This is a genomic window from Enterococcus florum (assembly GCF_004309355.1).
GTDB classification, from domain to species: Bacteria; Bacillota; Bacilli; order Lactobacillales; family Enterococcaceae; genus Enterococcus_A; species Enterococcus_A florum.
The window spans coordinates 20,575-44,898 of sequence record NZ_BJCC01000036.1; the positions used below are offsets into that span (position 1 = coordinate 20,575).

Annotated in this window: 19 protein-coding genes and 1 tRNA gene; 17 read left to right on the forward strand and 3 right to left on the reverse strand. The window is 44.9% G+C overall.

Annotated features, from left to right (window positions below; translation table 11 throughout):
* The first annotated feature begins 12 nt into the window (after positions 1-12).
* The 12 genes from NRIC_RS17755 (at position 13) to NRIC_RS17810 (ending at position 18,193) form a co-directional block, all read left to right on the forward strand.
* Positions 13-621 carry a hypothetical protein gene (locus NRIC_RS17755; protein WP_146624059.1) on the forward strand — a complete coding sequence of 203 codons (609 nt, stop codon included), beginning with the start codon at positions 13-15 and terminating at the stop codon, positions 619-621.
* Between the two features lie 117 nt (positions 622-738).
* Complete coding sequence (locus tag NRIC_RS17760; RefSeq protein ID WP_175580151.1) at positions 739-6,126, forward strand: Ig-like domain-containing protein; 5,388 nt, start codon at positions 739-741, stop codon at positions 6,124-6,126.
* Positions 6,127-6,390: 264 nt separating this feature from the next.
* A complete protein-coding gene (locus NRIC_RS17765; RefSeq protein WP_146624061.1) occupies positions 6,391-9,405 on the forward strand; it encodes a pectate lyase-like adhesive domain-containing protein in 3,015 nt (1,004 codons plus the stop codon).
* Between the two features lie 16 nt (positions 9,406-9,421).
* Positions 9,422-9,637 (forward strand): hypothetical protein, encoded by a 216-nt coding sequence (locus NRIC_RS17770; RefSeq protein ID WP_146624062.1) that lies wholly within the window; start codon positions 9,422-9,424, stop codon positions 9,635-9,637.
* On the forward strand, positions 9,634-10,329 hold the full coding sequence (locus tag NRIC_RS17775; protein ID WP_146624063.1) for a recombinase family protein: 696 nt from the start codon (positions 9,634-9,636) through the stop codon (positions 10,327-10,329). Before NRIC_RS17770 ends, NRIC_RS17775 begins: the two co-directional genes overlap by 4 nt.
* A gap of 77 nt (positions 10,330-10,406) precedes the next feature.
* On the forward strand, positions 10,407-11,162 hold the full coding sequence (locus tag NRIC_RS17780; protein WP_146624064.1) for a helix-turn-helix domain-containing protein: 756 nt from the start codon (positions 10,407-10,409) through the stop codon (positions 11,160-11,162).
* 46 nt (positions 11,163-11,208) lie between these two features.
* Positions 11,209-12,306, forward strand: a complete 1,098-nt coding sequence (locus NRIC_RS17785; RefSeq protein ID WP_146624065.1) for a C40 family peptidase — start codon at positions 11,209-11,211, stop codon at positions 12,304-12,306.
* Between the two features lie 90 nt (positions 12,307-12,396).
* Positions 12,397-13,290, forward strand: a complete 894-nt coding sequence (locus NRIC_RS17790; protein WP_146624066.1) for a permease-like cell division protein FtsX — start codon at positions 12,397-12,399, stop codon at positions 13,288-13,290.
* Between the two features lie 13 nt (positions 13,291-13,303).
* Positions 13,304-14,002: a cell division ATP-binding protein FtsE gene (locus NRIC_RS17795; protein WP_146624067.1), complete on the forward strand. Its 699-nt coding sequence runs from the start codon at positions 13,304-13,306 to the stop codon at positions 14,000-14,002.
* A gap of 21 nt (positions 14,003-14,023) precedes the next feature.
* Complete coding sequence (locus NRIC_RS17800) at positions 14,024-15,535, forward strand: hypothetical protein (RefSeq protein ID WP_146624068.1); 1,512 nt, start codon at positions 14,024-14,026, stop codon at positions 15,533-15,535.
* Positions 15,536-15,553: 18 nt separating this feature from the next.
* Positions 15,554-16,306: a winged helix-turn-helix domain-containing protein gene (locus NRIC_RS17805; RefSeq protein ID WP_146624069.1), complete on the forward strand. Its 753-nt coding sequence runs from the start codon at positions 15,554-15,556 to the stop codon at positions 16,304-16,306.
* Between the two features lie 63 nt (positions 16,307-16,369).
* Entirely contained in the window at positions 16,370-18,193 is a 1,824-nt protein-coding gene (locus NRIC_RS17810) for an InlB B-repeat-containing protein (protein WP_146624070.1), read from the forward strand.
* 138 nt (positions 18,194-18,331) lie between these two features.
* Here the strand turns inward: NRIC_RS17810 and NRIC_RS17815 are convergent, their stop codons facing one another.
* The 3 genes from NRIC_RS17815 to NRIC_RS17825 are packed head-to-tail and all read right to left on the reverse strand — an operon-like array spanning position 18,332 to position 20,879.
* On the reverse strand, positions 18,332-18,697 hold the full coding sequence (locus NRIC_RS17815) for a PTS glucitol/sorbitol transporter subunit IIA (RefSeq protein WP_146624071.1): 366 nt from the start codon (positions 18,695-18,697) through the stop codon (positions 18,332-18,334).
* Positions 18,698-18,711: 14 nt separating this feature from the next.
* Complete coding sequence (locus NRIC_RS17820; protein WP_146624072.1) at positions 18,712-19,587, reverse strand: class II fructose-bisphosphate aldolase; 876 nt, start codon at positions 19,585-19,587, stop codon at positions 18,712-18,714.
* Positions 19,581-20,879: a zinc-binding dehydrogenase gene (locus tag NRIC_RS17825; protein ID WP_146624073.1), complete on the reverse strand. Its 1,299-nt coding sequence runs from the start codon at positions 20,877-20,879 to the stop codon at positions 19,581-19,583. The genes NRIC_RS17820 and NRIC_RS17825 overlap by 7 nt, the downstream gene beginning before the upstream one ends.
* 255 nt (positions 20,880-21,134) lie before the next feature.
* Between NRIC_RS17825 and NRIC_RS17830 the strand changes: the two genes are divergently transcribed.
* From NRIC_RS17830 to NRIC_RS17850, 5 genes are all read left to right on the forward strand, one after another.
* On the forward strand, positions 21,135-21,512 hold the full coding sequence (locus NRIC_RS17830; protein WP_175580152.1) for a transcriptional regulator GutM: 378 nt from the start codon (positions 21,135-21,137) through the stop codon (positions 21,510-21,512).
* Between the two features lie 12 nt (positions 21,513-21,524).
* Positions 21,525-22,061 carry a PTS glucitol/sorbitol transporter subunit IIC gene (srlA, locus tag NRIC_RS17835; RefSeq protein ID WP_146624075.1) on the forward strand — a complete coding sequence of 179 codons (537 nt, stop codon included), beginning with the start codon at positions 21,525-21,527 and terminating at the stop codon, positions 22,059-22,061.
* The gene (gene srlE / locus NRIC_RS17840; RefSeq protein ID WP_146624076.1) at positions 22,058-23,053 is read left to right on the forward strand and encodes a PTS glucitol/sorbitol transporter subunit IIB; all 996 of its coding nucleotides are present in this window, start codon (positions 22,058-22,060) and stop codon (positions 23,051-23,053) included. The genes srlA and srlE overlap by 4 nt, the downstream gene beginning before the upstream one ends.
* An 87-nt stretch (positions 23,054-23,140) precedes the next feature.
* Entirely contained in the window at positions 23,141-24,091 is a 951-nt protein-coding gene (locus tag NRIC_RS17845) for a sugar-binding transcriptional regulator (protein WP_146624077.1), read from the forward strand.
* A gap of 134 nt (positions 24,092-24,225) precedes the next feature.
* Positions 24,226-24,298, forward strand: a tRNA-Gln gene (locus tag NRIC_RS17850).
* Positions 24,299-24,324: the final 26 nt, after the last annotated feature.

Sequence of the window (24,324 nt, forward strand, 5' to 3'; positions counted from 1 at the left end):
GGGGAATAAGCGATGATCAATCGATTGAAACAAAAACATAAGCTGCTTCCTCTTGCCTTGGTCATGATGTGTGTCGTGGCAGTCATCGGAGGCATGTGGGCCTATGCGGCCATGACCGCAAAGGAAGAAAAGAGGAATACCTTTCAGATCGGGAACCTAGAGACGGACATCGTGGAAGTCTTTGATCCTGAGAAGGGCATCGAATTGGACAAACCGGTTCAAAAGGAAGTCGCGGTGAAAAACGTCGGCAGTAATCCGCAATTCGTACGGGTGATGGTTCATCCGACGATCGAACATGCAGACGGCACCGTGATGCCTTCGACGATCGGCAAAGTCATTCATCTGGATATCTCCAATGATTGGCTGGCAGGTGGCGATGGGTACTACTATTACAAAGATAAGTTAGCGCCCAATGCCAAAACACCTGATCTGTTCAAAACGGTGAAGCTGGATAGTGGCTTATCGGCAGAGTATAAAGACGCGAAGCTTGAGCTACAGCTCAAAGTCGAAGCTGTCGGTACCACGAAACATACGTATCGCGATACTTGGTGGCGTGGAGACAATCCCACCACAGGAGATCTAGGTACGATCAATACCTTGCTTACAAGTAAGGCTGATTGATCAATTTTGAGAGCAGGCTCTCATTCGAGCCGCTCTCTGCTATTTATTGTTGAGGGAAGCAAGAGTGCTTCTTTGACCAATGAATAGTGGGGAGAAATAAAGGGAAGGAGGATGAAAATGAAAAAGAAGATGTTATTCGGGTTGTTGGTAACCACGGTATTGAGTGTTGGGTTCACTCACCGTGTCCATGCAGAAGAAAGTCAATTGAACATTACACCACGCATCATCATTGGGGATGATAATCGCGAACAAGTGCCAAATGAGCAGTTGGATCAAGAACCTTATCGTTGGACAGTATTTTTAGATATTACGTATGCAGATGGGACAAGATACTACGCAAGTGGTGCGATGATCTCGAAGGATACGGTATTGACTTGTGGACATGCGCTCTTCAAAAGTAATTTGAATTGGGCGACAGATGTAAAAGTTCATGCAGGATATGATGGGGGGAATAACAAATATTACGCACGATCGACTGAGATATTAGGCATATCCTCTTGGACAAGGGGGGCAGATATGGACTATATGCCTGACATCGCTGCGATCAAACTAGACCGTAATCTGGGAGAACAGACAGGATGGTTCCCGATCCAGAAAGATGTCTTGCTTCAAGATGAGATTACCGTAACAGGATTTCCTGGTACAAAAAACAAAACCATGTGGACGGATAATGGTGTCGTAACGAAGCAATACCGACATGGGATTGGTTACAATGCGGATTCCGACCAAGGAAATAGCGGGTGTCCTGTCTATAATCAAAACAATGAATTGGTTGCGATTCACTCCGGTGCATTAAAGTCGACATCACTAGGCGATCACAATACAGGAACTGGCTTTACTGACGAAGTGAAGAAGGTCGTTGACTATTGGGTAACTGGTCAAGCTGATGTCCCAGTGACCAGTGTTTCACTTTCCGATCAACAGATCACATTGGAAAAAGGGAGCACATACCAGCTTAGAGAAACAGTCCTGCCAACAAATGCCTTCTATAAAGAAGGAAAATGGAAGAGTAGCAATACCTCTATCGCGACGGTTGACTATCAAGGAAGGGTAACGGCTAAGAACAAAGGGAAAGCAACAATCACTTTCGCAACCGATGATCAGAAGAAAGAAGCAAGTTGTGAGGTGATAGTGAATGCAGTAGGGCATGTGCCTGTTGAAGATGTTCAATTTAGTTATTCTGATGAAGTTGAAAATGAAGAAAAAGGCAATATTTTTAGTACGCGCTCACCTACGTTTGTTCCGTCCAATGCAACAAACAAAGAAATTTATTACACCAGTTCCGACAAAGATATTTTGGATATGGACTTAAAAGATCCCTATTCACCAAGATATCGAAAAGCAGGAACAGTAGACATTTACTGTCATTCAAGAGATAACGGAAAACAGTACAAAGTAAAAACGGTCAAAGTGGATGATCATGGAGAAGATATCGCGTGGGCAACACCAATTGAGAGTGGAATAACTCAAAATGGGTATTTCTATAAACAATCAGATGTAGATTACTTCAAATTTATACCCAAAGAAACAAAAGAATATACGATTGATGGCGAAGCATTTGACGGAAAAGAAAGTGCAGAGCTGAATAAGTATTGGGAATTTATGATTTGGGATGAAAAAGGGAAGCATATCTTTACTAGTCATAACCGAAATTTTTCTTACTCTTTTGAAGCAGGAAAAACGTATTATTTATTACCAAGATTACTCAAATATGCGCATATCAAAGATGAAGATTACAAAACAAATTACATTTTCAATGTCTTTCCTAAAGGAGCACCTACGCCAAAACCTATTACAGAGATCAAGCTGAGTAGGAAGAAACTTGAAATAGCTTTGAACGAGAAAGATTCTTTACAGGTAGAAGTTACGCCGGAAGATACGACTTACAGTAAAAATATCGAATGGAGTAGTAGTGACGAATCTGTTGCAACAGTAAACAATGGTGAAGTTACCGGAATAAAAGAAGGAACTGCTAAAATCACTGCAAAAGCAATGAATGGAATAACTGCGGTTTGTGAAGTAAAGGTGAAAAAAGTTGTTATACCTTTAGAAGATATGACATTTCCTTATTCTGAAAAAATTCTGGATGTTGAGAAGGGGTATGACTTCCCAAGATATGCGCCAACTTTTATACCTAGAAATGCTACTAATCAAGAATATTACTATACGAGTTCTAATAAAAAAGTTTTAGATTTGACAGATGATCCACTAATGCATAAGAAACACAAGATAGAGAATTTAGGCGAGACAGAGGTATATTGCTATTCCGAAAGTAATGAGAAAACATACAAAGTAACAACTTATCGTGTAGATGATCATGGCTCAAGTCCTGAAACGGCTACATCCATTGCAAGTGGAGTTAGCCAAAAAGCATATTTCTATGGAAAAAATGATGTTGATTGTTTCAAATTTATACCGTTAAAGACAGGCGAATATACACTTGATGCAGCTGTGCTAGGTGAGCATAAGGATAAATTTAATCAAGAATGGGAGATAGTGATCAAGGACGATGAAAATAATGTGCTTTCATCGCTTAGAGATCGGTACTCATCTTGTACTTTTGAAGTGGGGAAAACCTACTATATCACTCCAAAAATTAGAAGAGATATAGGAGTAGGTTGGCAAATAAATTATATATTTGACATTTTTCCTAAAGGATCGGAGCGACCAAAATCAGAAGCGGAGATTGTTCCTGTAGAAAGAATAGATCGAGACCCATATAGTAATCTTGTTTTGAATTTTGAAAAAGAAACAACCGTATCTAAACCAATCCCGCATTTTGTACCAACCAATGCAAGTAACAAGCAGCATTACTATACTAGTTCGAATCCAGATATTTTAGATTTGAGAAGCGATCCTAAGTTCTATTCTAATCAAAAATTGACTAAATCAGGAGAAGCGGATGTCTATTGTCATTCAGAAGACAATGGACAAGCCTATAAATTAGCCACTTATAGAGTGGATGACCACGGAAGTAAACCTGAGACAGCTACAGTATTTAAAGAAGGAATTAGTCATAAGGGAGTTTTCTACAATGTAAAAGATATTGACTATTTCAAATTCACACCATCTAAAAGTGGTGAATACACAATTGACGGAGCTGTTTTAGATGATTCCTTTAAAGAATTTTACGAAGAGTATCTGAACAGAGAGTGGTCATTTGATATTAAAGATGAAAATGATGTTCTCATAAAAAACTTTAGAGAAAGATATGCGACATTCAACTTTGAAGCTGGAAAAACTTATTATATTGTACCGAAATTACAAAGAGATCACGGAATCAAAGAACCAATACGTTACGTATTTGATGTTTTTCCAAAAGGAACCCCTCGACCTGAGTCAGAGGCAACCATTGTTCCTGTAGAAAAATTAGATCACTATTCTTCAGATCGAATTACAGATATCGAGAAAGGGGATGGATTATACAAAATCAATCCCGTAGTTTACCCGAGTAACGCTAGTAATAAGCAGTACACGTTCAAAAGTTCAAACAAAAAAATTCTTGATTTGACAGATGATCCACATTTTACAAAAAAATATGAAGCAAAAGAATCTGGAGATGTAGAACTACTTGCTCGGTCAGAAGATAATGACAAAGACTATCGAATGACAACATTCCGCGTAGATGATCATGGAAAGAATATTGCAACAGCAACAACAATGAATAGTGCGGAAAGTCAAAACGGTGTTTTCTACAGCGTGAAGGATGTTGATTACTTCAAATTCAATCCAGCAGAAACTGGGGAATATACAGTTGATGGCGTCATCATTGATCAAGCGCAAGAATACTATTTGAATAGAGAATGGGAGTATCTTATCAAAGATGAAAATGACGTTCTTATCACTACTTTAAAGGGAAGATATTCAACATTTAACTTTGAAGCAGGAAAAACGTACTATATTGTACCTAAATTAATCAGAGATTTAGGTATCAAGGTTCCAATGAAGTATGTATTTGATATTTTTCCAAAAGGAACAGAACGACCAAAATCTGACTATGAGTATGTGCCCGTAGAAAAAATTGAACGATATTACCCTTATTATTCGAATAATATTGAAAAAGGTGGAGGATTCTCGGTCATCTCATATAAATTCACCCCTGCTAATGTGAGTAATACTCGGGTCACTTATTCATCGTCAAATAAAAAAATACTAGATTTTTCTGATGATCCAACTTTTGCAAAAAGTCATTTGGCGACAGAGTCAGGTGAAGTAGATTTGTTCATTCATTCTGATGACAACGGTGAAGCATACAACATTGCAACATTTTGGGTAGATGATCATGGAAACAAACCTACGACAACTAGTGTAGTTGAGAGTGGCATTACCCAAAATGGAATATTTTATGACGTAAACGATTTAGATTATTTCAAGTTTAGTCCTACGAAGAGCCAAAGCTATACGCTAGATGGAAACATCACAGATGGACAATACAGAGAAAATCTAAATAGAGGATGGCAGTTTTTAATTAAGGATGAAAATGATGTTCTTCTCACTACACTTAGAGGAAGAGACTCTGAATTTACTTTTGAAGCAGGAAAAAATTATTACGTCATTCCAAAATTGAGTAGTTTCTTAGGGATAAAAGATAGACAGTCTTACACCTTAGACATCTATCCAAAAGGTGAACCAAAACCAATTCCTATCACCGAAATCAAATTAGACCAAATAAGCCTAGAGATGGACGAAGGAACAAAACAAACACTGCAAGCGACCATCACACCAGACGATACGACGAACAGTAAAGATATCGAATGGAGCAGTAGTGATGATTCTATCGCCACCGTAAACAACGGCGAAATCACAGGAGTCAAAGAAGGCAAAGTCACGATCACTGCCAAAACAAGTAATGGTAAAACTGCAACTTGTGAAGTGACAGTGAATAAAGTTGTTATTCCTGTGGAACGAATTGAGCTGTATATGTATACAACTGACTTAGTCAAATCAGGAGAATTTCGACAAGTCGAGGCGATTATCCATCCGGAAAATGCGACAAATCAAGAAGTTGAGTGGAGCATCGCTGATGAAACGATTGCTACTATTTCTGATAAATCGCCAGGACTCAAAAAAAATGTTTCTCCATTGAAACTAGGATCAACTACTGTTACAGCGAAAATTGGAGATGTTTCATCAAAAATTACTGTTAATGTCGTTGAAGATGCGGAATATCTCAATATTGATCAAATACTCGAACCAGGAGAAGTTTACGAAACAGAATTAGAGTTCCCAAATGTAGATGGAAAAGAAGTTCGGTTTTATGGACAAGGATATATCTGGATTCCTAACGCGCATGTGGATATCTATGATAGCAAAAAGGTGCATTATAACAAAGATTATTCTCATTGTGTGTTTGGCATAGGGAGTCAGTCGAAAGCTGGAGAAAAAGTGAAGATACGAATTGTTAATAAAGACCGCTATCGAAGTGGACAAATTAAGATGAAAATCAGAGCCTATCCATTCACATGGCAGCCGCATCCAACTTTCGTACCACAGATACCACAGTAGGAATAGAATCCCCACCCCAACCACCTTCCTCCCTCTTTCCAATCCGGTTGGGCATGGGGCGATCAACAGCATCATCCATACTGAGTGAGCAGCTCCCGAGGCTGCTCACTCCATAATAAAAAAATCAGTAACGGTAAAACACGCTCCCCCCTCATTAATATAGATGAGATCATCACCATGGACAGTAATGGTTTGATCGCTATTAATGAGAAAATCAGCGAACGATATAGAACGAATAGACACGAAGCAAAGGAGAAAAAAGCGATGAAAAAGCGAAACCATCCCAACGTAACGAAAGCCCTTATTCTACTCCTCATCCTACCGATGATCGTCTTCGCGAACCAGACCGTGCCAAGGGTAGGCGCGGAGGAGACAGAGAAGACGGAACAGACGACGGAAGAAACGAAGAAAGCAAAAGAATCGACGGAGGAATCCACGAAGAAGTCGAAGGAGAAAGACGAAACAAAAGAGAGTGTGACAGAAGAAAGTACCTTCATCGGACCGAGAGAAGCGGGCGAAGTGGAAGAAGAAATAAAACTAAAAGAAGGCGAACGTTTCACTGTTCCAAATGAAGAAGGAATAGAACGACGATCAGAAAAAGTGCAAGCACAACAGAGCAAGAAAAAACAAGCACGAGCACCCCAATCTTTTTCGGGAGACTTGATCGAGCATCATATTTTCGACCTAGCAGACCATAAAGCAACTTATGGAGCAGCAATCGCTCAGGCAAATGATGACTACAATACGGTGCATGGGTTTAATCCGTTGGTGAATGTGCAAGAAGTGACCACATATGCTCAGTTTTTAGCGGCATATCAGACCGAAGCTGTCACAAAAATTATCATGAAAAATGATATTATTTCTCCTGCTAATGTTGGGACGATCTATAAGAGAGAATCTTCGATTGAGATTGATGGCCAAGGTCACACACTTGAATTGAATCGTGGAAACCTTGGAATTGCAGATGCTGATCCGATAAATAAAGCTGTATTTCACATACATGATGTCGTTTGTTCACAAAATGCGAGATCTAATAATGATTACTCTAGTGGTTACCAAGCGTTTATAAATAGCGATGGGTATAATGAGACGAATGTGGCTAGTTCAACCGTAACTCAGAATTGGTATTTCAGAATAGGAAATGTGTCTACCGCTATGCTTGGTCCCGCAAATCAGAATTGTCATATACCGGGTGGTTTTGGAGCATTGGATCAAGCGGAAGTTACGTTTTATGGATTCAATAAAATTCATACAGGAAAAACAATTTTTTCGTGTGGAAGTGTAGTAGTCGAAGAGAATACTGTTTTAAGAACGGGCATCTACTCAACAATTGGATTTGCAAGCGCGCCAGCAAATCGCATTCGCTATGTTCCTCATTTTTGGTACAAGACGATTGATGGAGAATCTACAGGGAAGAGTAGAGAATTTACGCAACAAAAAAATAGTTACGTTTATTTTGCGGCTGGATACGTGTCTTTAACGGGTGGACAACCGTACAGATACAGTCTTACGATTCATGATGAGTTTTCAAAAATAACTGTTGATGATGGTGCTTGGTTTAATGTAGGAACGAACTATGCATTCTATATGGATACGGCAACATTGAAATATACGCCTAAAGAGCAAGAAAAACGGTTTGAAGCAAAAGAAAATGCGAAAGTGAACATACTATCTTATTTGGGTATGACAGGATTACCTGCAATTGTGTCAAAAGATGCCGCAAAAAATAGAAAATATACACTAGATATTGATATGAATAAACCAGAGTACGCGCTATTTTTTGGATTTCGTTCACAATCTGTTTACTTCGAAAATTATCAAAATTTATTCGTCCTAAATGCACCGAAAATTTTTGAGCTCGGACAAGAACCTTTTGCGAGAATAACTAGCTTAAATGATGGGAAACTTCAAGTGCTTAATTCGGATATCAACTTTTATCGATCTACTGGGGGCTTAGGATCTACTTTTGATTATGGAGCACAGGATATAGCTGAGCTTACTGTAAGAGGGAGTGAGTGGAACCCATCAAATGTGACGAATATCACGTCTTCTGACCTAGGGCTTCAAACAAGACTCAATGCTTTTACACCAGTTTTGAGGGCTCGTCTTAACAACATAGGTCAAAAACCTATGGTGAAAATGAATTATATCACGGATGCTCAGTATACCTATGATGCGCGAGTAGTGACAGGGACGACAGTAACAGGGAAATTTGATGATTATGGAATGCCTATCTTCACTGAAACTCCGGCTAATGCTTCTCAGGTTCGGGCGGAATTCACAGATACACGTACCAATGTTCGAGGACCGATCACCTTGACAGGTGGAGGGATCGCATCTTATACCGATACACAATTCCAAATTGCAGGCAAAGAAGTAGAAGCGAGAGCCCAAATGATTGCAAATAGTTTCTGGTCTGACACAGAAAAAACGACAGTATTAGATGTCACCCCACCAGAACCGATCAAGGTCACTGGGAACAAGATTTCCGATGAAGATACAAATTTGAGCGCAACGGTGGAACCGAATGCAAAAGTGTTTATCTCGGTGAATGATGGCACGCCTGTTGCAGCAGGGACAGCCAATGGGGCAGGCGCATGGAGCTATACCATTCCGGGTGGTGGTTATAACGTGGGTGATAAGATTCAGATTTTCTTGGAGGATACGACTGCACCATTGCCAGGGAACTTTAGCCAAACTGGGTTGGAACATACACGTACCACCGATGGTAACCGCAATCCAAAAGATGGCGATGTGACGTATAGAGATGCGACGTTCAAACAAGCAACCATCTATCATGTGAAAAAAGCAAACGAAGTATTGACCTTCCACATCCGTCAAATGGCTGTCACACCAGACGCACCGATCAAAGAGATCGTGACGCCGAAGAATGGCTATGTAACCTTGAAGAATACGAATGATGTGACCTTTGATATACAAGTGAAGAGTGGCGTAGAAAGTACTGGAACACCAGGTGATTCACAAGAAGCACCATTTAAAGACGTTAGTTTATTGATCCCTGATCCAGATACGAACAAGTTCTTGGATTTGAGTACCGTGATTCCATCGAACTATGAATATGCTGGCTATGCGGTGACAGATACTAATGTGAATCACCAATTCGCCTCGGCAAGTACCGGGAATTATCAGTACGACTTCTCCGCCGGCGTCTACGAAAAATGGATCACCATCTTCATCAAGCCCAACCGTGGGGCGAATGACACGGTGGGGCTGTACCATTGGGATTATGAACTAAATAAGTTTGGCCAGATTAAATAGAAGGAATTTTTACGAGATGTTGAATATAGGGATCGCGATAGGCATTGCCTTGGTTTTACTGACCCACAGCTACTTGCTTTTGACGATCAGTCAGAAGAATGCGGAGCTGGAGCAGAAGGTGCACAAGCTGGCTCGGCGTTTGGAGCCGAAGCGGCCAGCACCAAGACCTCGACCGGCTGGAAAGTCGGCGGGACAAGAGAGAGAACGAACGAGCAGGGGAAGAAAGCCATGAGATTAGGATATGTATACGGGCCGCACGCGCAGAGACAACAGGAAAAAATCGAATATAGCGGGATCGATGAATGGTTTGTGGATCAGACTGGCGGGCTTTTGGCGCCTGCCAGTGAGTTCACAGCATTGTTGGCCTATGGTCAGCCAGGAGATATGGTGGTAGTAGCTTCGTTAGAGGTACTGTCACGGGATTACCAGCTGTTGCTGCGGGTCGTGGATCAATTAGAGGAGCGGGGGATGGAGCTGGACGTGGTGACTCTTCCGCTTCTTTCGTTGCCGCAGTGGCGGGAGGTCTTCCAATGGTCGGCACACAATGAGCGGATGCTGTACCCTCGTTTGATCCAGTTGAGTCGGGAGAAGCCGACGGACAAGAGGCGGTATTCGCTCTTTAGCAAGGACCCAGAGGCAAAGGGATTGTACCGTGAGATCCTGCGGCTATTGCTGGAGAAGCAGTCGGTACGTCAGATCGCCTATGAAAAAAGAGTGCCAATCGAAACGGTCTATCGGATCAAGCAGGAGCTGGGGAAGGTGCAGCTGGCATTGACGATGCTGGCGTGCTTCTTCTTAGCGATCTTCAGCATCAAGATCGTGGAGCTGTACTTCGATCATCTGCTGCTGCAAGTATTGATCTGTCTGGTGCTGACAGGTGTGATCCTGTGGAATGTGCTGTCGGATAGCCAGCAGGAAGGATAGGGAACTCGAGGACGATTGGCTTTTTGCAGGAGCTTCATAGAAACATACGGGATAAAAAATGAAGGAGCTGGGGTTGGATGAGCAGTATCTTATTTTTGACGAAAAATGTATTGGGAGAACAGGAGTGGCAAGAGCGGCTTTATCGACTGAATCAGGAGGTGTTTTTTTCCTCCAACTTAGTACATAAGATCTTATTCGAGGAGGACGATCTGTCCATTTTGAAGTGCTTTTCCATCGTGATCCTCAGCCATACGATCACCAATGACGAGGCGCAGCGGCTGGTGGCAGCCCTGAAGAACAAACGAGTGGCTGTACTTCGGGTGTGTGACAGTGAAGGATCAGAAGGGGAGCTGCGGCGCTACCAGACGAAGGGCTATAAAGGCATTCTGTGTTTGAAAGGCACACTGTCGGAGCTGCGGGAACGACTGTCGCAGCTGAATCTGGAGCAGCAGCAGACCAAGGTCATTCACTTTCAGACGCGGGAGAAGCAGCGGACGCAGGAGATCGACTACCACCTGAGATTTGAAAAGGGATTGTCCATACTGAGCCCAATGGAACGTCAGCTGCTGAAGGTGCTGCTGAAGCAGGGGCAAAAGACAACGACCAGAGAGGCGCTGTGCCAGCTGCTATGGTCAGAGTGCAGCTCGAAAAATTCGCAGCTGGCTTCCTTGTCCAATATGGTGAGCAACATCCGTACGAAGTTTTTAAGAGCAGGTATCTTGGAGACGATGGTCAACACGGACTGGGGAGCAGGCTACAGCTTGTCTGAGGACTTTTACAAGGAGTACCAAAACAATGAAAAGCTGCAGCGGCTGATTGCACTGCATGCATGATGGAGTAAATGAGACTGGAAATAACTAGGAAATACGAGGGAACGGTATGCAAAGAATCGAACATAGGATAAAGAAGATTGCTGCTTATGGCATGGTCAGTCTGTTCGCAAGCCAGCTCGTAGGAGGCTGGCTTGTCTTGTCAGCAGATCCGGTTTTTGCGGACCCGCAGGAGGAGACACAAGGGACGATCGATGACCTGCAGGCACGACTGATGCAGCTCAACGATGCGATCGCCAATGCGCAAGTGAAGAAGGATGAACTGGAGACGAAGCTGGCGGAGTTAGACAAGGAAAAAGCGGTGCAGGAGTCAGAACTGGCTGAGTTAACAGAAAAACAGGAGAAGCTGAAAAAAGAGATCGCCGCTCGCGTGCGGGCGATCCAGCTGCAGGAGAACAGCGTGCGTTTTTCCCTGCTGCATCTGGTGGAATGGGCCAAGAGTTGGCAGACGGATCAAGCCGTCGGAGCCATCAAAAAGAGTGACGAGGACCATCTGCAGGTTTACGTCGATCTGGTCGCGAAGATCAAGGAAAAAAAAGCAGCTTGTGAGCAAAAACAGACGGAGCTGCAGACGACACGTCAGGAATTGGACGACGTTCTGAAAACACAAGCAGAGAGCAAGGCGGCCTTGGAGCAGGAGTTGACCGACAATCAGGCGCTATTGACCCTGCAGCAGGAGGAACAGCGGCAGCAGGAGTTGGCTCACCAACAGGCCCAAGAGGAGCTGCTGGAGGAGATCGTGCAGGAGGTGCGGACAGTGACGGTCTTGACCTCAGAGGAAGAAGTATCAGACAAAGCTCAGGCGATCATCCAGTCAGCGAAGAATTACCTTGGCGTGCCTTATGTCTGGGGCGGGACTTCGCCAGCGGGCTTTGACTGCAGCGGACTGGTTCAATGGGTCTATGCAGAGAACGGGGTTTCTTTGCCGCGGGTCAGTCAGGCTCAGCAAGGGGCCGCAGAGTCGATCCCGATCAGTGAGCTGCGTCCAGGTGATTTGGTCTTTTGGGGGAATCCGGCGCATCATGTCGGCATCTACATCGGCAGCGGCTACTATATTCATGCGCCACAGCCTGGCGAAGTCGTGAAGGTGACCCACAGCAGCTATTACCCTTTCAGCAGTGCAGGTCGAGTGCTTCGCTCGGAATGAGCCATGCTGCGGAAAAGAAGAGGTATGTGATTAAGAAAAAGCGACAGAGTGAAGCAGGAATCAATCGAAACAACGTAGGAGGACGACAGGATGCAAGGCTATCTGATCAAGAAAATGCTGAAAGAAGGGGGACAAAATATTCGCAAGGGCCCGTTCCTGTCTCTGGCAAGTGTCAGTGTGGTGCTGATCATGATGCTGATCTTCAGTCTGCTGCTGATTCTGATGATGAATGTCCAAGATTTTTCACGGCAGGCACAGGAAAATCTGATGATCAACGTCTTCGTCGAGTACAACACGGATCAGGAGGGCTTGACGGTCTTAAAATCCCAGCTGATGGATACCCCAAACGTCCAGCAGGTGACCTTTGTTTCGAAGGATGAGAGTATCCAGCAGATGATCCAACAATACGGCGAAGCATTTGAACTGCTGGAAGGAGATTCGAATCCGCTGTACGACAAGTTTGAGGTCACGGTGGAGGATGAACAGCAGATCAAGCTGACGACCCAAGCGATCGCTGAGCTGTACGGGGTGCAGCAGGCCAATTATGGCAATGAGCTGGCGGACAATTTGCTGCAGCTGGTGCGCTCGGTCAGAAAGCTGGGGACAGTCGTGTTGGCAGCCTCTTCGGTGTTCACACTGCTGATCCTGCTGCTTACCTTGGTCATGAGTATGAAGTCGCGGCAGGAGGAGATCCAGACACGGGCCTTACTGGGAGCGACCCGCAGCTACATCGGCCTGCCGTTTGTCCTACAGGCGATGGTCTTGACAGTGACTGGCGGTGTGCTGGCGGTGCTTTTGACAGCAGGCAGCTACGGGTGGCTCCTGTCTCGACAACCTAAAGCCTTGACCTTTTTTGGCTATCATTGTCTGCCGCTTTCCCAGTTGATACTGGGGTTGGTCGGCAGTGTGCTGGCAGGGGCGCTGCTGATAGGGGGACTCAGTGCCTGTATCGCGGTAAAAATAAGTATTCGTTATCCAAAGTAAATGAGGAGAAGCCATGATTTTTTTAAGAAATGTGAGCAAGCTGGGGACAGAGGGGCGCAAAGGCAAAAAAAGGCGTCCACCTTTGATTTTGAACCAACTAAATGTACATATTCGTACTGGAGAATTCGTTTACGTCGTAGGGCCTTCCGGGGCAGGAAAGTCCACTCTTTTGCAGCTTTTGTATAAGGAGATCAATCCAGACAGCGGCGAGCTGAGGGTAAATGGGCGGAATCTACGAAAAATGAAGCGCAGGGAAATTCCTTATCTGCGGCGGGAGATCGGAGTGGTCTTCCAGGATTTTCGTCTGCTGCCGCAGACCAATATAGCAGACAATATTACCTACGCACTAGATATTGTGAATACACCGCCGGAGTTGATTCCGCGGCGGGTGGATCAGGTCTTGAAGGTAGTAGGTCTAAGTCATAAGAAGTCAGCGGTACAGCTGTCTGGTGGGGAAGCACAGCGAGTCGCTATTGCCAGAGCAGTGGTCAATCAGCCGCGCATCTTACTGGCCGATGAACCGACAGGCGACCTTGATCCGCAAAATGCCCGCAACGTGATCCATCTGTTGGAGCGGTTGAACCAGCGGGGAGTCACGGTGCTGATGACGACACATAATTTGGGGTTGGTCCGCCAATTCCCTCATCGCGTGATCCATCTGGACCAAGGACAGATCGTCCAGGATGTTCGGATGGCACCAAGCAGACAATGAGAAGAAAGCTGAGGAAGACAGATGGCAGCAAAAAGAGATGGCCGATTTTTTACTAGAAACATCATGAGAGAGATTGACAAGCTTCCCAATGAACTGATGTCTGATGAACTGGATGATGATGCCTATGAGCAGCTGGCGAAAAAAGAGAAGCAGCTGACCCTTCTAAGGCGTCAAATGAATGAGATTCGTGAGGCTGGTGAACAGGAGAAAGAAAAGTACAAGGGTCAGCTGGAGGAGCTGCAGGCAGAAAGAGATCATTTGACGATGCGGCTGGACAGCATGACCCTTACAATCGAATACAACAAGAAGCTGGAGGCCAAGCTTCAGGCAGCAGAAGACGAGCGACTGGAACTGTTGGAAACGCTAAAAAAGCAACAGTCTTCGGCTGAACGGACTGCAGAACAACTGCTGAACGAACGTCAGAAGACCAAAGAGGTCGAAGCTGGCTATCGAAAAGAAGTGGCTAAGCTGCAGGAACAGCTGATGGAACAAAGTGCCCTGCTGCTGGATTACGAAGAACAAAAGGCCATGGCTCAGCGATACAAGGCAGAGACTCAGGCTTTCGAAGAAAAAGAGCAGCAGGTACTGGGAGAGGTCAAGGCAGAGACCGAAGCTGCGATCAATGAACTGGAGGAAATGACCCGTACATTGAAGGGGCAGCTGACCGAGTATCCATCGCAGCAGGAATTGCGCAGGCTACGGCTGGAAAAGGCCGAACTGGAACAGCAGGCAGCCGAGAATCAAGCATTGCTGACCGAGATCGACACTTGGAGGACCCAAGCAGAGCAGCTGAAACAGCAGCTGGCAGATATGCCTACTCAGGAGCAGCAACAACAGTGGCTGGAGGAGAAGGCTTGGCTGCAGGATCAGCTGGACAATCATCCGGCGATCGAGGAAGCCCAGCAGCTGCAGGCCGAGCTTCATACCCTCCAGGAACGTTTGGCGGCAGTCCCGTCTCTTGAAGAGTGGCAGGCGCTCTGTCAAGAAAAGGAAAAGCTGACCGCTCAACTCGCAGAATCCCCCTCTTTGGCAGAACAGCAGGAAAAAGAAAGCCAGTTGACGCAGTGGAAAGAGCTGACAAGCAAACTGGAACAACAAATCCAGACCTTGCAGCAGGAGCTGAGTGATACAAAAGCAGAGCTGAACGAACAAACGCATAGACAAGAAGTTCAACAGCTGACGCAGACACACGTACGTCTAAGGGAATTGGAGCAGGAAAATCAAGCCTTGAATCGGCAAATCCTGCAGTCGAAAGAAGCAATCGGCGAAACACTGCTGTTGGCCAAACGAGAAGCCAAAGAGATCGTCAAAGAAGCTTGGCAAGAAGCCCAAGATATTTTTGCAGCAGCAGAGCAGGAGCTGACAAAAATCAGCGACCGCACCCAATCGATCATGAGTGAAGTAGAAGTCCAGAATCAGAATTTGACGCAAGCATACGGGGATTGGCAAGCAACAGTCCAGCATGCAGCGGCTTGCTTGGTCGAAAGAAAGTGCGCAGAACAAGCAACAGTCCGCACAACAGTGAATCAATAAGGAAAGGAAGTTTTACGGATGCAAATAGTAATTATTACCAAGAATGTTCTTGCAGAACAGCAGTTGGAGCTGCAATTACAGCGTTTGAATCATGAGGTATACGTGACCAGTCGTTTGTTGAGTGCCCACCAGCCTCAGTCTTTTCTAGAACAAATCATCGACCATTTTCAGATCATCGTGCTGAGTGAATCCTTTTCAGATACCGAAGTCAATTGGATCGTGCAGTTGTTTAATCCGCAGAAGCACACAGTATTTCGCAAGGGGGACAAACCGCTCAAAAAGGCCGATGAGGAATATTGGCGAGAGCAAGGTATCCAGGGGTGGATCCAGGATTATGTCGGCTTTGAGCCGTTGAGAGAGCTGATTGATCAGGTGAATCAGCGATTTACCTTTTCGCCTTCGACTGTCGAAAGCGGCGCAAATTTCAAGGAATCACCACTGGAGATTAGACGAAATGCGCATGCCTTGAAGGAATGTCATTTCAAATACAATGAACGGAAAATCATCAATGCCTTGATGGAAGGGGAGGGACGTTTTTATTCTCGGGAAGACATGTGTCGCATCTTATGGGAAAATGAACCAAATTCGTCTAAGATGGCTCAGCTGTCTTTGCTGATTCGCAAGACAAAACAGCGGTTCCTGGAAATCGGTATTCGTGAAGAGATCATTCAGACTACATGGGGGAAAGGGTACCGACTGACGGATGCGTTTTATGAGTATTTTCCCTTTTGCGAAGCCAAGGAGACAGAAAGTGTAGAGCTGCGTCAATAAATAGGGGCACAGACTGAGCCAGCTGAGAGGGTTCAGTCTTGTTTTTTGAAAAAAGGAGAAGGCATGAAAAAAATAGTAACAGGATTAATGACAGTTGTGTTTTTGTTTTGTGGGTGGACTGTCCCAGGGCATGCGAAGGAAGAACTTGCTTGCCTAAAGACCCCCATCATTCGGGCAAGTGATTATGGAGTTGGTGTCGGAAAAAGTTGGCCGAGGCCCGTTTTGGCTCCGTATTTCAACATGGGGACGTATGTGCGAAAAGAGGGGTATCACTACAAAGGAGCACCAAATCTGGTTGCTTTTGCTGAAGACACAGGCTTTGACTATTTTAATCTTGGATTCATTCAAGGTGTCTTTACGGAGAGTGACCGGATTCATTGGGGCTGGGCTGGCTATGGGGAGCTGTCAGAGGGCAGCACAGATCCGCAGTATCTAGGCATCAAGCGGACACTTAAGGAATTTCGAGAGAGCGGTCGGGATTTCACAGTGTCCTTTGGCGGTGCAAAACCGACTGCCTTTTGGCAAATGACTGAAGACGTAGATGTTTTAGTGAACACCTACCGTGAGATCATCCAAGGCTATGGTCTGACACGGATCGACCTAGATATCGAAGGTACTGGGACTGGTTATGCAAAGAATAAGGTCAATGCCAAAGCCATCAAGCGGATTCAAGAAGAGACGGGGGTGCAGGTCACGCTGACGCTTCCAGTCATGCCTCAGGGACTGATTAAAGCAGGTCAGGATGATCTTCGAGCTTATTTGGAAGAAGGCGTCCAACTAGAGCTGATCAACATTATGACGATGTGCTATGGAGGTGGAGTGACAGACTATGTGCAGGCGTCGAAGGAGGCAGTCGAAAATACCAAAGAACAGGTCAAGCATTTTTTCCACACGTATCAAGGAATCACTCTGACTGAGGAACAAGCGTATCAGAAAATCGGCTCGACTCCTTTGATCGGTGCTCGTGCTGGTCATCCCACGTTTACACAGGAACAAATGAAAGAGCTGGTGGCTCATGCACGAGAGAAAAAGATTGGTCAGCTAGCATTTTGGTCGGTCGGACGAGATGCACAGATCGAAAATCAGGATGGAATGATCGAACCACTGTACAGCTACAGCCCAATCGCAAATGGATTCTTGCGCAGTGAACCGGTGACGGTCCGTTTTGAAACGGCTGGCGGAAGTAGAATTACAGATCAAACAATTGAAAAAGGCGAAAAATTAAGCAGGCCTGCCGATCCTGTGAAGGACGGCTTTACCTTCCAAGGCTGGTACAAAGATGCAGCACACACCGAGGCATGGGATTTCAGTCAGCCTGTGATGAGCGACTTGATTCTTTACGGAAAATGGGAAGCCAAGACCCCTCCACAGCAAACTAAAAAAGGCAAAACAGACAAACGAACGAATAATTTTCAGATTGGGAATCTTGAAGCTGAGCTGGTCGAAGCCTTCGAATCTGAGAAAGGGATCGAGTTAAACAGTCCTGTGAAAAAGGAAGTGGCGGTAAAAAATACTGGCAGTATCCCTCAATTTGTCCGAGTAATGATTCATCCTGAAATCGTTCAAGCGGATGGAACGATTCTGCCTTCTAAGATCGGCAAGGTGATTCATTTAGACATTTCCAACGAGTGGCAAGCTGGTGGTGACGGGTTCTACTATTATAAAGGCAGGCTGGAATCAAAGGATACAACACCGAATCTGTTCACAACGGTCCGCTTAGATAGCGGCTTATCTGCAGAGTACAAGGATGCTGCACTAGAATTGCAGCTGAAAGTTGAAGCAGCGGGGACGACAACCGACAGTTATCGGGATACCTGGTGGCGTGGAGAGAATCCAACGACTGGGGAATTAGGTGGAATCAATCAGGTGTTAAGTGGTTTGCAATAATAACATCCGTTGTTGAATGGAGTCGAGAAAGAACGCATGTACTCACGCCTCACAAGACCAGCGATGACCTCGAAAAGACGATCATCGCTGGACGATTTTATGGACAGCTCTAGCCGACGTTCATGGCTTTACGTTTATCTAGTTTGTGACCGCCACTTCAATCAAGCTGCCTGCTTTCAATCGAGGGAGTTCCTTTCTATCCAGCAGCACGGTTCCAGGGAGGATGTCTGCTGCTGGGTCGTCGCCAAATTGAAGGCAGATATGCCCTAGATTTTTAAAGTTTTCAAACGCGACACTTCCGACCTTTAAGATGGAATACGCTTCTTGGTCAAACATAAAGGTAGCTCCAGCTTTGAAGGCTTCAAGCGCTGGTTCTTGGATAAACCTGTGAAGCACACAAATATCCTTCAACTCTTCAGGGGCATCTTCATTAAACAAAACCAGTAAAGGGTAGTCTTCAAAATAGGCAGATTCTCCAATGTGTGTGACGATTGATTTTGTCATACGGCTCCTCCTTATTACCCTTTAAATATTTCGATGGCTCGTTTTACATCTTTTTTCATTGCTTCAGAAGCAAGGACAGCAATTTGGTCAAAGAAGGCTGGCTGCTCCGCATCCAATGTTTGTATATAGTCTCGAACGGCTTCTCCTCCGGCACGACTCATGTAGGTGAAATAGTTAATTTTGCAGATGCCATTCTGGATAGCGATTTTGTAATTCTCTTCCGAGACACCAGAACCGCCATGCATCACGAAAGGAATATCGACTTTTTTCTTGATCGCCGTGATCCGGTCCAAATCCAGGACGGGTTCTTTTACATATACCCCGTGGCACGTACCAAAGGCGATTGCCAGACAATCGACACCTGTAGCAGCAACGAAGGCTTTTGCTGAGTCTGGGTCGGTATAGATATCATCTAAATTCTCATAATCGTCAACCGAATCCGCGACACTTCCTTCCCCATTGCCGATTGCGGAGGTGAAGATATGTCCTAACTCGGCTTCCACCGTCACATCAGCTGCATGGGCAATCTTCACGATTTCACTCGTCTCTTTTAAGTTGGTTTCATAGTCTTTACTGGACGCATCATACATCACCGAAGTAAAGCCTTGACGAATGGCCTTGACGCACATCTCGTACGAAGCACCGTGGTCCAAATGTACAGCCACGGGAACTGTCGCTCTTTTCGCGTAATCGATCATGATCGGACCGATTTCTTCAATAGAAATCAAGTCATTGTGAACCTCCGCATGCTGCAAAATAACGGGCGCACCGACTTCTTCTGCAGCCGTAATCACTGCTTGAACGGCCTCTAAATTTGGAGTGTTGAAGGCACCAACTCCGTATTTTTTTTCACGAGCATCTTCCAAAATTTCCTTCATCGTCACTAACATGATTTTTCCTCCTCAATGCGTATTCCAAAATGATCGAATAAAATCTTTTCTGCGTCACTGTTCCAGCAATCTCGATGGTTTTTGCAAGCGACTGCCAGCTTCTTGAACAGCTCATTGGATGCTCCCAACTCTTCAAAATCGGCGATCGCTGTCAATGGAAGATCGATGTGGGTGTAAATCAATTTTTTTCCACCTGGTATTTTTGGCAGGTTGAGGGTGGTCTCTGCAGCGGCATTTAATCCGCCAATATGTGTGATCATCACAGTTGGACTTAAGATTCCCTGCGAGGACAAACGAATGGCCTCCAGCATATCTTCCATCACACTGCCGCTGTAGCCGACCAAATGTGTCCGTTTGTAATGAATATCGTACATGTTGATCACTGCACTTAGTTCTTTGTCCATCGGACCGGCAAAAAAGTTCAAGCAGCCGTCCTCTCCAAGAAGATGTGCCGCTTCCTCAATCAGGGGCTGGATCGGAGCGTAAACAAAAATATCATCATAGCCTTGTCCTTTGGTCAGAGCCAATAACGCCGCTTCTGATTCTTGAGGATCCTTCCAGTCATTTGGATTGTGATAAATTAATTCCACGCCTGCTTTCTGGGCTTCCTCTATCGGCAAAACCTTTTGCGCACGCTGAAGGCGATCCGTTGACGTATCCACAGCAACTACCATTTTGGCGCCATTTTCCATATGCACAGCATAATCAATAGCTTCTAGCCCCATTGGCCCCCCAGCGCCGAGAATCACCAGTCTGCCGTCTTTTTTCACACCCATGTCATGCTCATGACTCGCGTTGCTGGTATGATAGTTGCGTTTGAAGCCGGCAATCACACAAGCGACAGGTTCAGTCAAGGAAGCATCAAAGAAACTCTCACCCTCATACGTCAACAAACAATCTAATTCCATCACCTCTGGCGGAACGATCGCATACATGGTTTCCCCGCCGAAAAACTCATAGGAATAACCCGGGGTAGCATTGCTGCCTTTATAATTTAGGGCCGGCTGGATCGTGAATTTCTGGCCCTTTTTGTATTTGTGCTGCCATTTTTTACCGATCTCAACGATCACTCCGGCGATTTCGTGCCCCACGATAACAGGATGCTCTTCCAAGTTTTTTGGAGCCCGTGTGTGATTGGCTCCTTGTTGTGCCAACTTATACGTCGACATGCAGATGCTGTCTGTCAAAACCTTGATTAAAAGCTCGTCGTCTTTTAAATCAGGCAATTCGAATTCGTCCAATCGAAGATCCTTTGTCCCATGCAATCGAACTGCTTTTGTCATTACTCCCATTGTATTCACCTCTTTGTGTTTTTGAAACGCTTACTCCTTTTATGCACCTTCACAATAGGATTTGGCTGAACGAATGTCAATGGATCGAAATAGAATGGAACATAAATTCTATTTTTAATTCGAATATTTGGCAATGATGGAAATTATGTTCTATTTTCCATAAATGATTGACGTTTGTTCGTATAGCGGTTTTAATTGTCAGTATGAAGCGCTTACAAAAATATGCAGAACAGTTACTTTGAAAGGAGAGGTCAGATGTCATTAATGGTTAGCGGTGCACTCATTTTTTTTATTGTCAACGGGTTGTTGTCCTATCTTCAAATGAACGATTTAAGGCATTCGATACAGTCGATGAAAAAAAGACAGGAGACGTGTGTGGTGACGATCGGCAAGGCGAAATCCGGCTACAGTTTTAAGAAAGGAGCGATTATCATCGTCGCTCTCTCGGAACAAAATCGTGTCCTCGACTTTCACGAATTAGTAGGCAGGACCGTTTTTTCAAGAACGAAGCAAGTCAGTCAATTGGTCGGATGCTCCATTCAAGAGGTACATGAATATTTATCGAATGCAAAGGATTTTAGAAAGAAAGCATTTGAAGATGCGTTGAAAAACGCAAACAGAGCACTTATCTAAGGAGGAAAAAAGATGGATTTTTTGATTAAACTAGCGGAAGGATTCACCGGGGTATTTAACGCTGGCGGAGAAAATTTGATCGGGTTAGTGACGGGAATCTTGCCCAATTTGTTGGTTTTATTGACTTTTATTAATTCTTTGGTCGTACTGATCGGAGAAGAAAGAGTCGCGCGCTTTTCTCAAAAGCTCACGAAGTATACGATCTTCCGAACGACATTGCTTCCGTTTTGCTCGTTGTTCTTCTTATCAAACCCGATGGGATTCACCATGGGACGATTTTTAAAAGAAGAACAAAAACCTGCATTTATTGATACGGTTGGGACGATTGCCCATCCGATGACGGGGATCTTTCCTCACGGCAACCCGGGGGAATTGTTCGTATGGATCGGGATCTCGTCAGGAATCACAACGTTAGGCTTATCGACTTCGCCGTTGGCTGTTCGCTATTTGATCGCTGGGTTTATTGTGTGTTTCATTCGGGGAACGATTACTGAGATGTTCACGAAGCGCTTGATGAAAAGCAGTGATGCCAAGGAGGTAGCAAGATGAGAAAAGTTGTAACGATCAAACATGGATCAAAAGGCTGGGGCGGACCGTTAAGTGTTTTTGAAACCCCTACACAAAAATATGTTGTTTCGATCACTGGTGGAGGGATCCATCCGATTGCTCAGAAAATCGCCGATCTGCTGGAGGTGCCGACCAAGGATGGGTTTAAAGAAAAAATCGAACCTGAAGAGATGATTATCGTCGTGGTTGATTGTGGCGGGACGTTGAGATGCGGCGTGTATCCAAAAATGGGAGTCAAAACGATCGATGTCCATGCGATTTCGCCTTCGGGTCCTTTGAGCAAATTTATGACGGAGGATATTTTTGTTTCTGGTCCTTCTTTGGAAGACATCACCTTAGCGACCGAGACAGAGGAAGACGCAGAAACACCCATCATCGCACCGACCGTGGATAAAGAAGAATCAGAAGCCACAGAAAAAATCGAACCAGCACCCCAAAAGAAAAACCTGATGGGGTATGTCGCAGCCTTAGGAAAAGCGATCGGAAAAGTAGTGAATGTGTTTTATCAAGGCGGCAGAGAATCCATCGATATCGTGATTAAAAACATTCTGCCTTTTATGACCTTTGTGAGTATCATGGTGGGGATCATTAATTATTCTGGGATCGGCGATGTGATTGCCAATGCAGTAAAACCATTAGCAGGAAGCTTGCCGGGATTGCTTGCTTTGTCTGTGATTTGCGCGATTCCATTCCTGTCTCCCATTTTAGGACCGGGAGCGGTAATTGCCCAGGTGGTCGGTGTGCTGGTGGGTGTTGAGATCGGCAAGGGAACGATTCCGACAGCCTATGCCTTGCCTGCACTTTTTGCGATCAACTCGCAGGTGGTTTGTGATTTCATCCCAGTTGGGCTGACCTTGTGCGAAGCGACGCCAGAGACGGTGGAGATCGGTACGCCGGCAGTGCTCTTCACCCGCTTGATCACTGGACCGATCGCAGTGGTGGTGGCTTGGCTGCTGAGCTTCGGATTGTATTAAAGGCTTTCATCTTTTGGTGGAACTTTTGTTATACTAAGTTGAAGACTTTAGAATCGGCTTTCTATGGATTGAGAGGTGCTGGGAAAATTGAGTTTTGATGATGTGGATTTTTTAGTGAAATTATCAAGGATGTACTACGATGAAGAACGACCGCAAAAGGAAATTGCCGATTATTTCAATATCAGTCGTTCTCAAGTTTCAAAGTATTTGTCCAAAGCGAAAAGGCTCGGAATCGTTGAAACGATCATTCATGATAATACGGCCAATCGGTATGTCGATCTGGAATCGGAAATTCAGAAATTGTTCGGATTGGATCATGTGGTCTTATGCTCGACTGTTGATGCAGCAAATCAAAAAAATCAGTTGGCTCAAGCAGCACGAGACTATTTCTTAAGAATTTTAAAGCCAAACAGCATTATCGCCGTCTCGGCCGGAACGACTGTCCACCTGATGGCTTCGAGCTATCCCTACACGAGTCCGATGGAAAGTCTCACGTTTGTTCCTTTGTCTGGCGGACTCGGCAAAACCCATCAAGACATCCAGGCCAATGTCGTCTGCGAATTATTCAGTCAGCATAGCGGGGGGCATTTTTTGCAGCTGCATGCACCAATCATTGTGGATTCAAGCTTTACGAAAAGTATTTTACTGAAAGAAACGTTTGTGGATTCTATTTTTAGTGTGTGTAAAAAAGCGGATATTTGTCTGTTGGGCATTGGCAATGCTCCGATCTATGAAGAAATGCGCGCGACTTATTTAGCCAATAGCGAAGTGACCAATGTCGACCGAGAGATCGTGGTAGGCGATGTCTCCTATAATTTTATTGATAAAAATGGAGAAATTGTGGATTGTGCTTGGAACAATCAAGTGATTGCCTTGAATTTATCTGATTTGAAGGGCATTCCTATTCGTTTAGGGATCGCTGGGGGACCTGAAAAGGTCAGTGCCATTGCAGCTGCCATTCAAGGAAAGATCGTCAATTCGTTAGTAACCGATGTTAATACAGCTCAAAAATTATTGAAGTATAAACAATTGAAGTAATCTTTAGCCAGACAGGCAGTGTCAGCGATTCATAGACACTGCCTGTCTGGTTACATCGTTCCTTTATCAAATCAACCAAGTCGTTTTACTTGAAGAATTTAAAAACTGGCGGTATTCTTTTCCTGTTGGATTTTTGGGATATGGCCAAACTGGTAAGGCGCCTGACTCTGAATCAGGTAAGTGCAGGTTCGAGCCCTGCTATCCCAATTTTACAAGATCAAGAAAAGAACTTT

What these genes read in the sequence shown, in the direction of transcription:
- NRIC_RS17825 (WP_146624073.1), bottom strand. Translation starts at nt 20,879, where the DNA reads ATGGGAGTAATGACAAAAGCAGTTCGATTGCATGGGACAAAGGATCTT.
- NRIC_RS17760 (WP_175580151.1), top strand. Translation starts at nt 739, where the DNA reads ATGAAAAAGAAGATGTTATTCGGGTTGTTGGTAACCACGGTATTGAGT.
- NRIC_RS17765 (WP_146624061.1), top strand. Translation starts at nt 6,391, where the DNA reads ATGAAAAAGCGAAACCATCCCAACGTAACGAAAGCCCTTATTCTACTC.
- NRIC_RS17795 (WP_146624067.1), top strand. Translation starts at nt 13,304, where the DNA reads ATGATTTTTTTAAGAAATGTGAGCAAGCTGGGGACAGAGGGGCGCAAA.
- srlA (WP_146624075.1), top strand. Translation starts at nt 21,525, where the DNA reads ATGGATTTTTTGATTAAACTAGCGGAAGGATTCACCGGGGTATTTAAC.
- NRIC_RS17830 (WP_175580152.1), top strand. Translation starts at nt 21,135, where the DNA reads ATGTCATTAATGGTTAGCGGTGCACTCATTTTTTTTATTGTCAACGGG.
- NRIC_RS17805 (WP_146624069.1), top strand. Translation starts at nt 15,554, where the DNA reads ATGCAAATAGTAATTATTACCAAGAATGTTCTTGCAGAACAGCAGTTG.
- NRIC_RS17755 (WP_146624059.1), top strand. Translation starts at nt 13, where the DNA reads ATGATCAATCGATTGAAACAAAAACATAAGCTGCTTCCTCTTGCCTTG.
- NRIC_RS17820 (WP_146624072.1), bottom strand. Translation starts at nt 19,587, where the DNA reads ATGTTAGTGACGATGAAGGAAATTTTGGAAGATGCTCGTGAAAAAAAA.
- NRIC_RS17800 (WP_146624068.1), top strand. Translation starts at nt 14,024, where the DNA reads ATGGCAGCAAAAAGAGATGGCCGATTTTTTACTAGAAACATCATGAGA.
- NRIC_RS17770 (WP_146624062.1), top strand. Translation starts at nt 9,422, where the DNA reads ATGTTGAATATAGGGATCGCGATAGGCATTGCCTTGGTTTTACTGACC.
- NRIC_RS17775 (WP_146624063.1), top strand. Translation starts at nt 9,634, where the DNA reads ATGAGATTAGGATATGTATACGGGCCGCACGCGCAGAGACAACAGGAA.
- NRIC_RS17810 (WP_146624070.1), top strand. Translation starts at nt 16,370, where the DNA reads ATGAAAAAAATAGTAACAGGATTAATGACAGTTGTGTTTTTGTTTTGT.
- NRIC_RS17815 (WP_146624071.1), bottom strand. Translation starts at nt 18,697, where the DNA reads ATGACAAAATCAATCGTCACACACATTGGAGAATCTGCCTATTTTGAA.
- NRIC_RS17790 (WP_146624066.1), top strand. Translation starts at nt 12,397, where the DNA reads ATGCAAGGCTATCTGATCAAGAAAATGCTGAAAGAAGGGGGACAAAAT.
- NRIC_RS17780 (WP_146624064.1), top strand. Translation starts at nt 10,407, where the DNA reads ATGAGCAGTATCTTATTTTTGACGAAAAATGTATTGGGAGAACAGGAG.
- srlE (WP_146624076.1), top strand. Translation starts at nt 22,058, where the DNA reads ATGAGAAAAGTTGTAACGATCAAACATGGATCAAAAGGCTGGGGCGGA.
- NRIC_RS17785 (WP_146624065.1), top strand. Translation starts at nt 11,209, where the DNA reads ATGCAAAGAATCGAACATAGGATAAAGAAGATTGCTGCTTATGGCATG.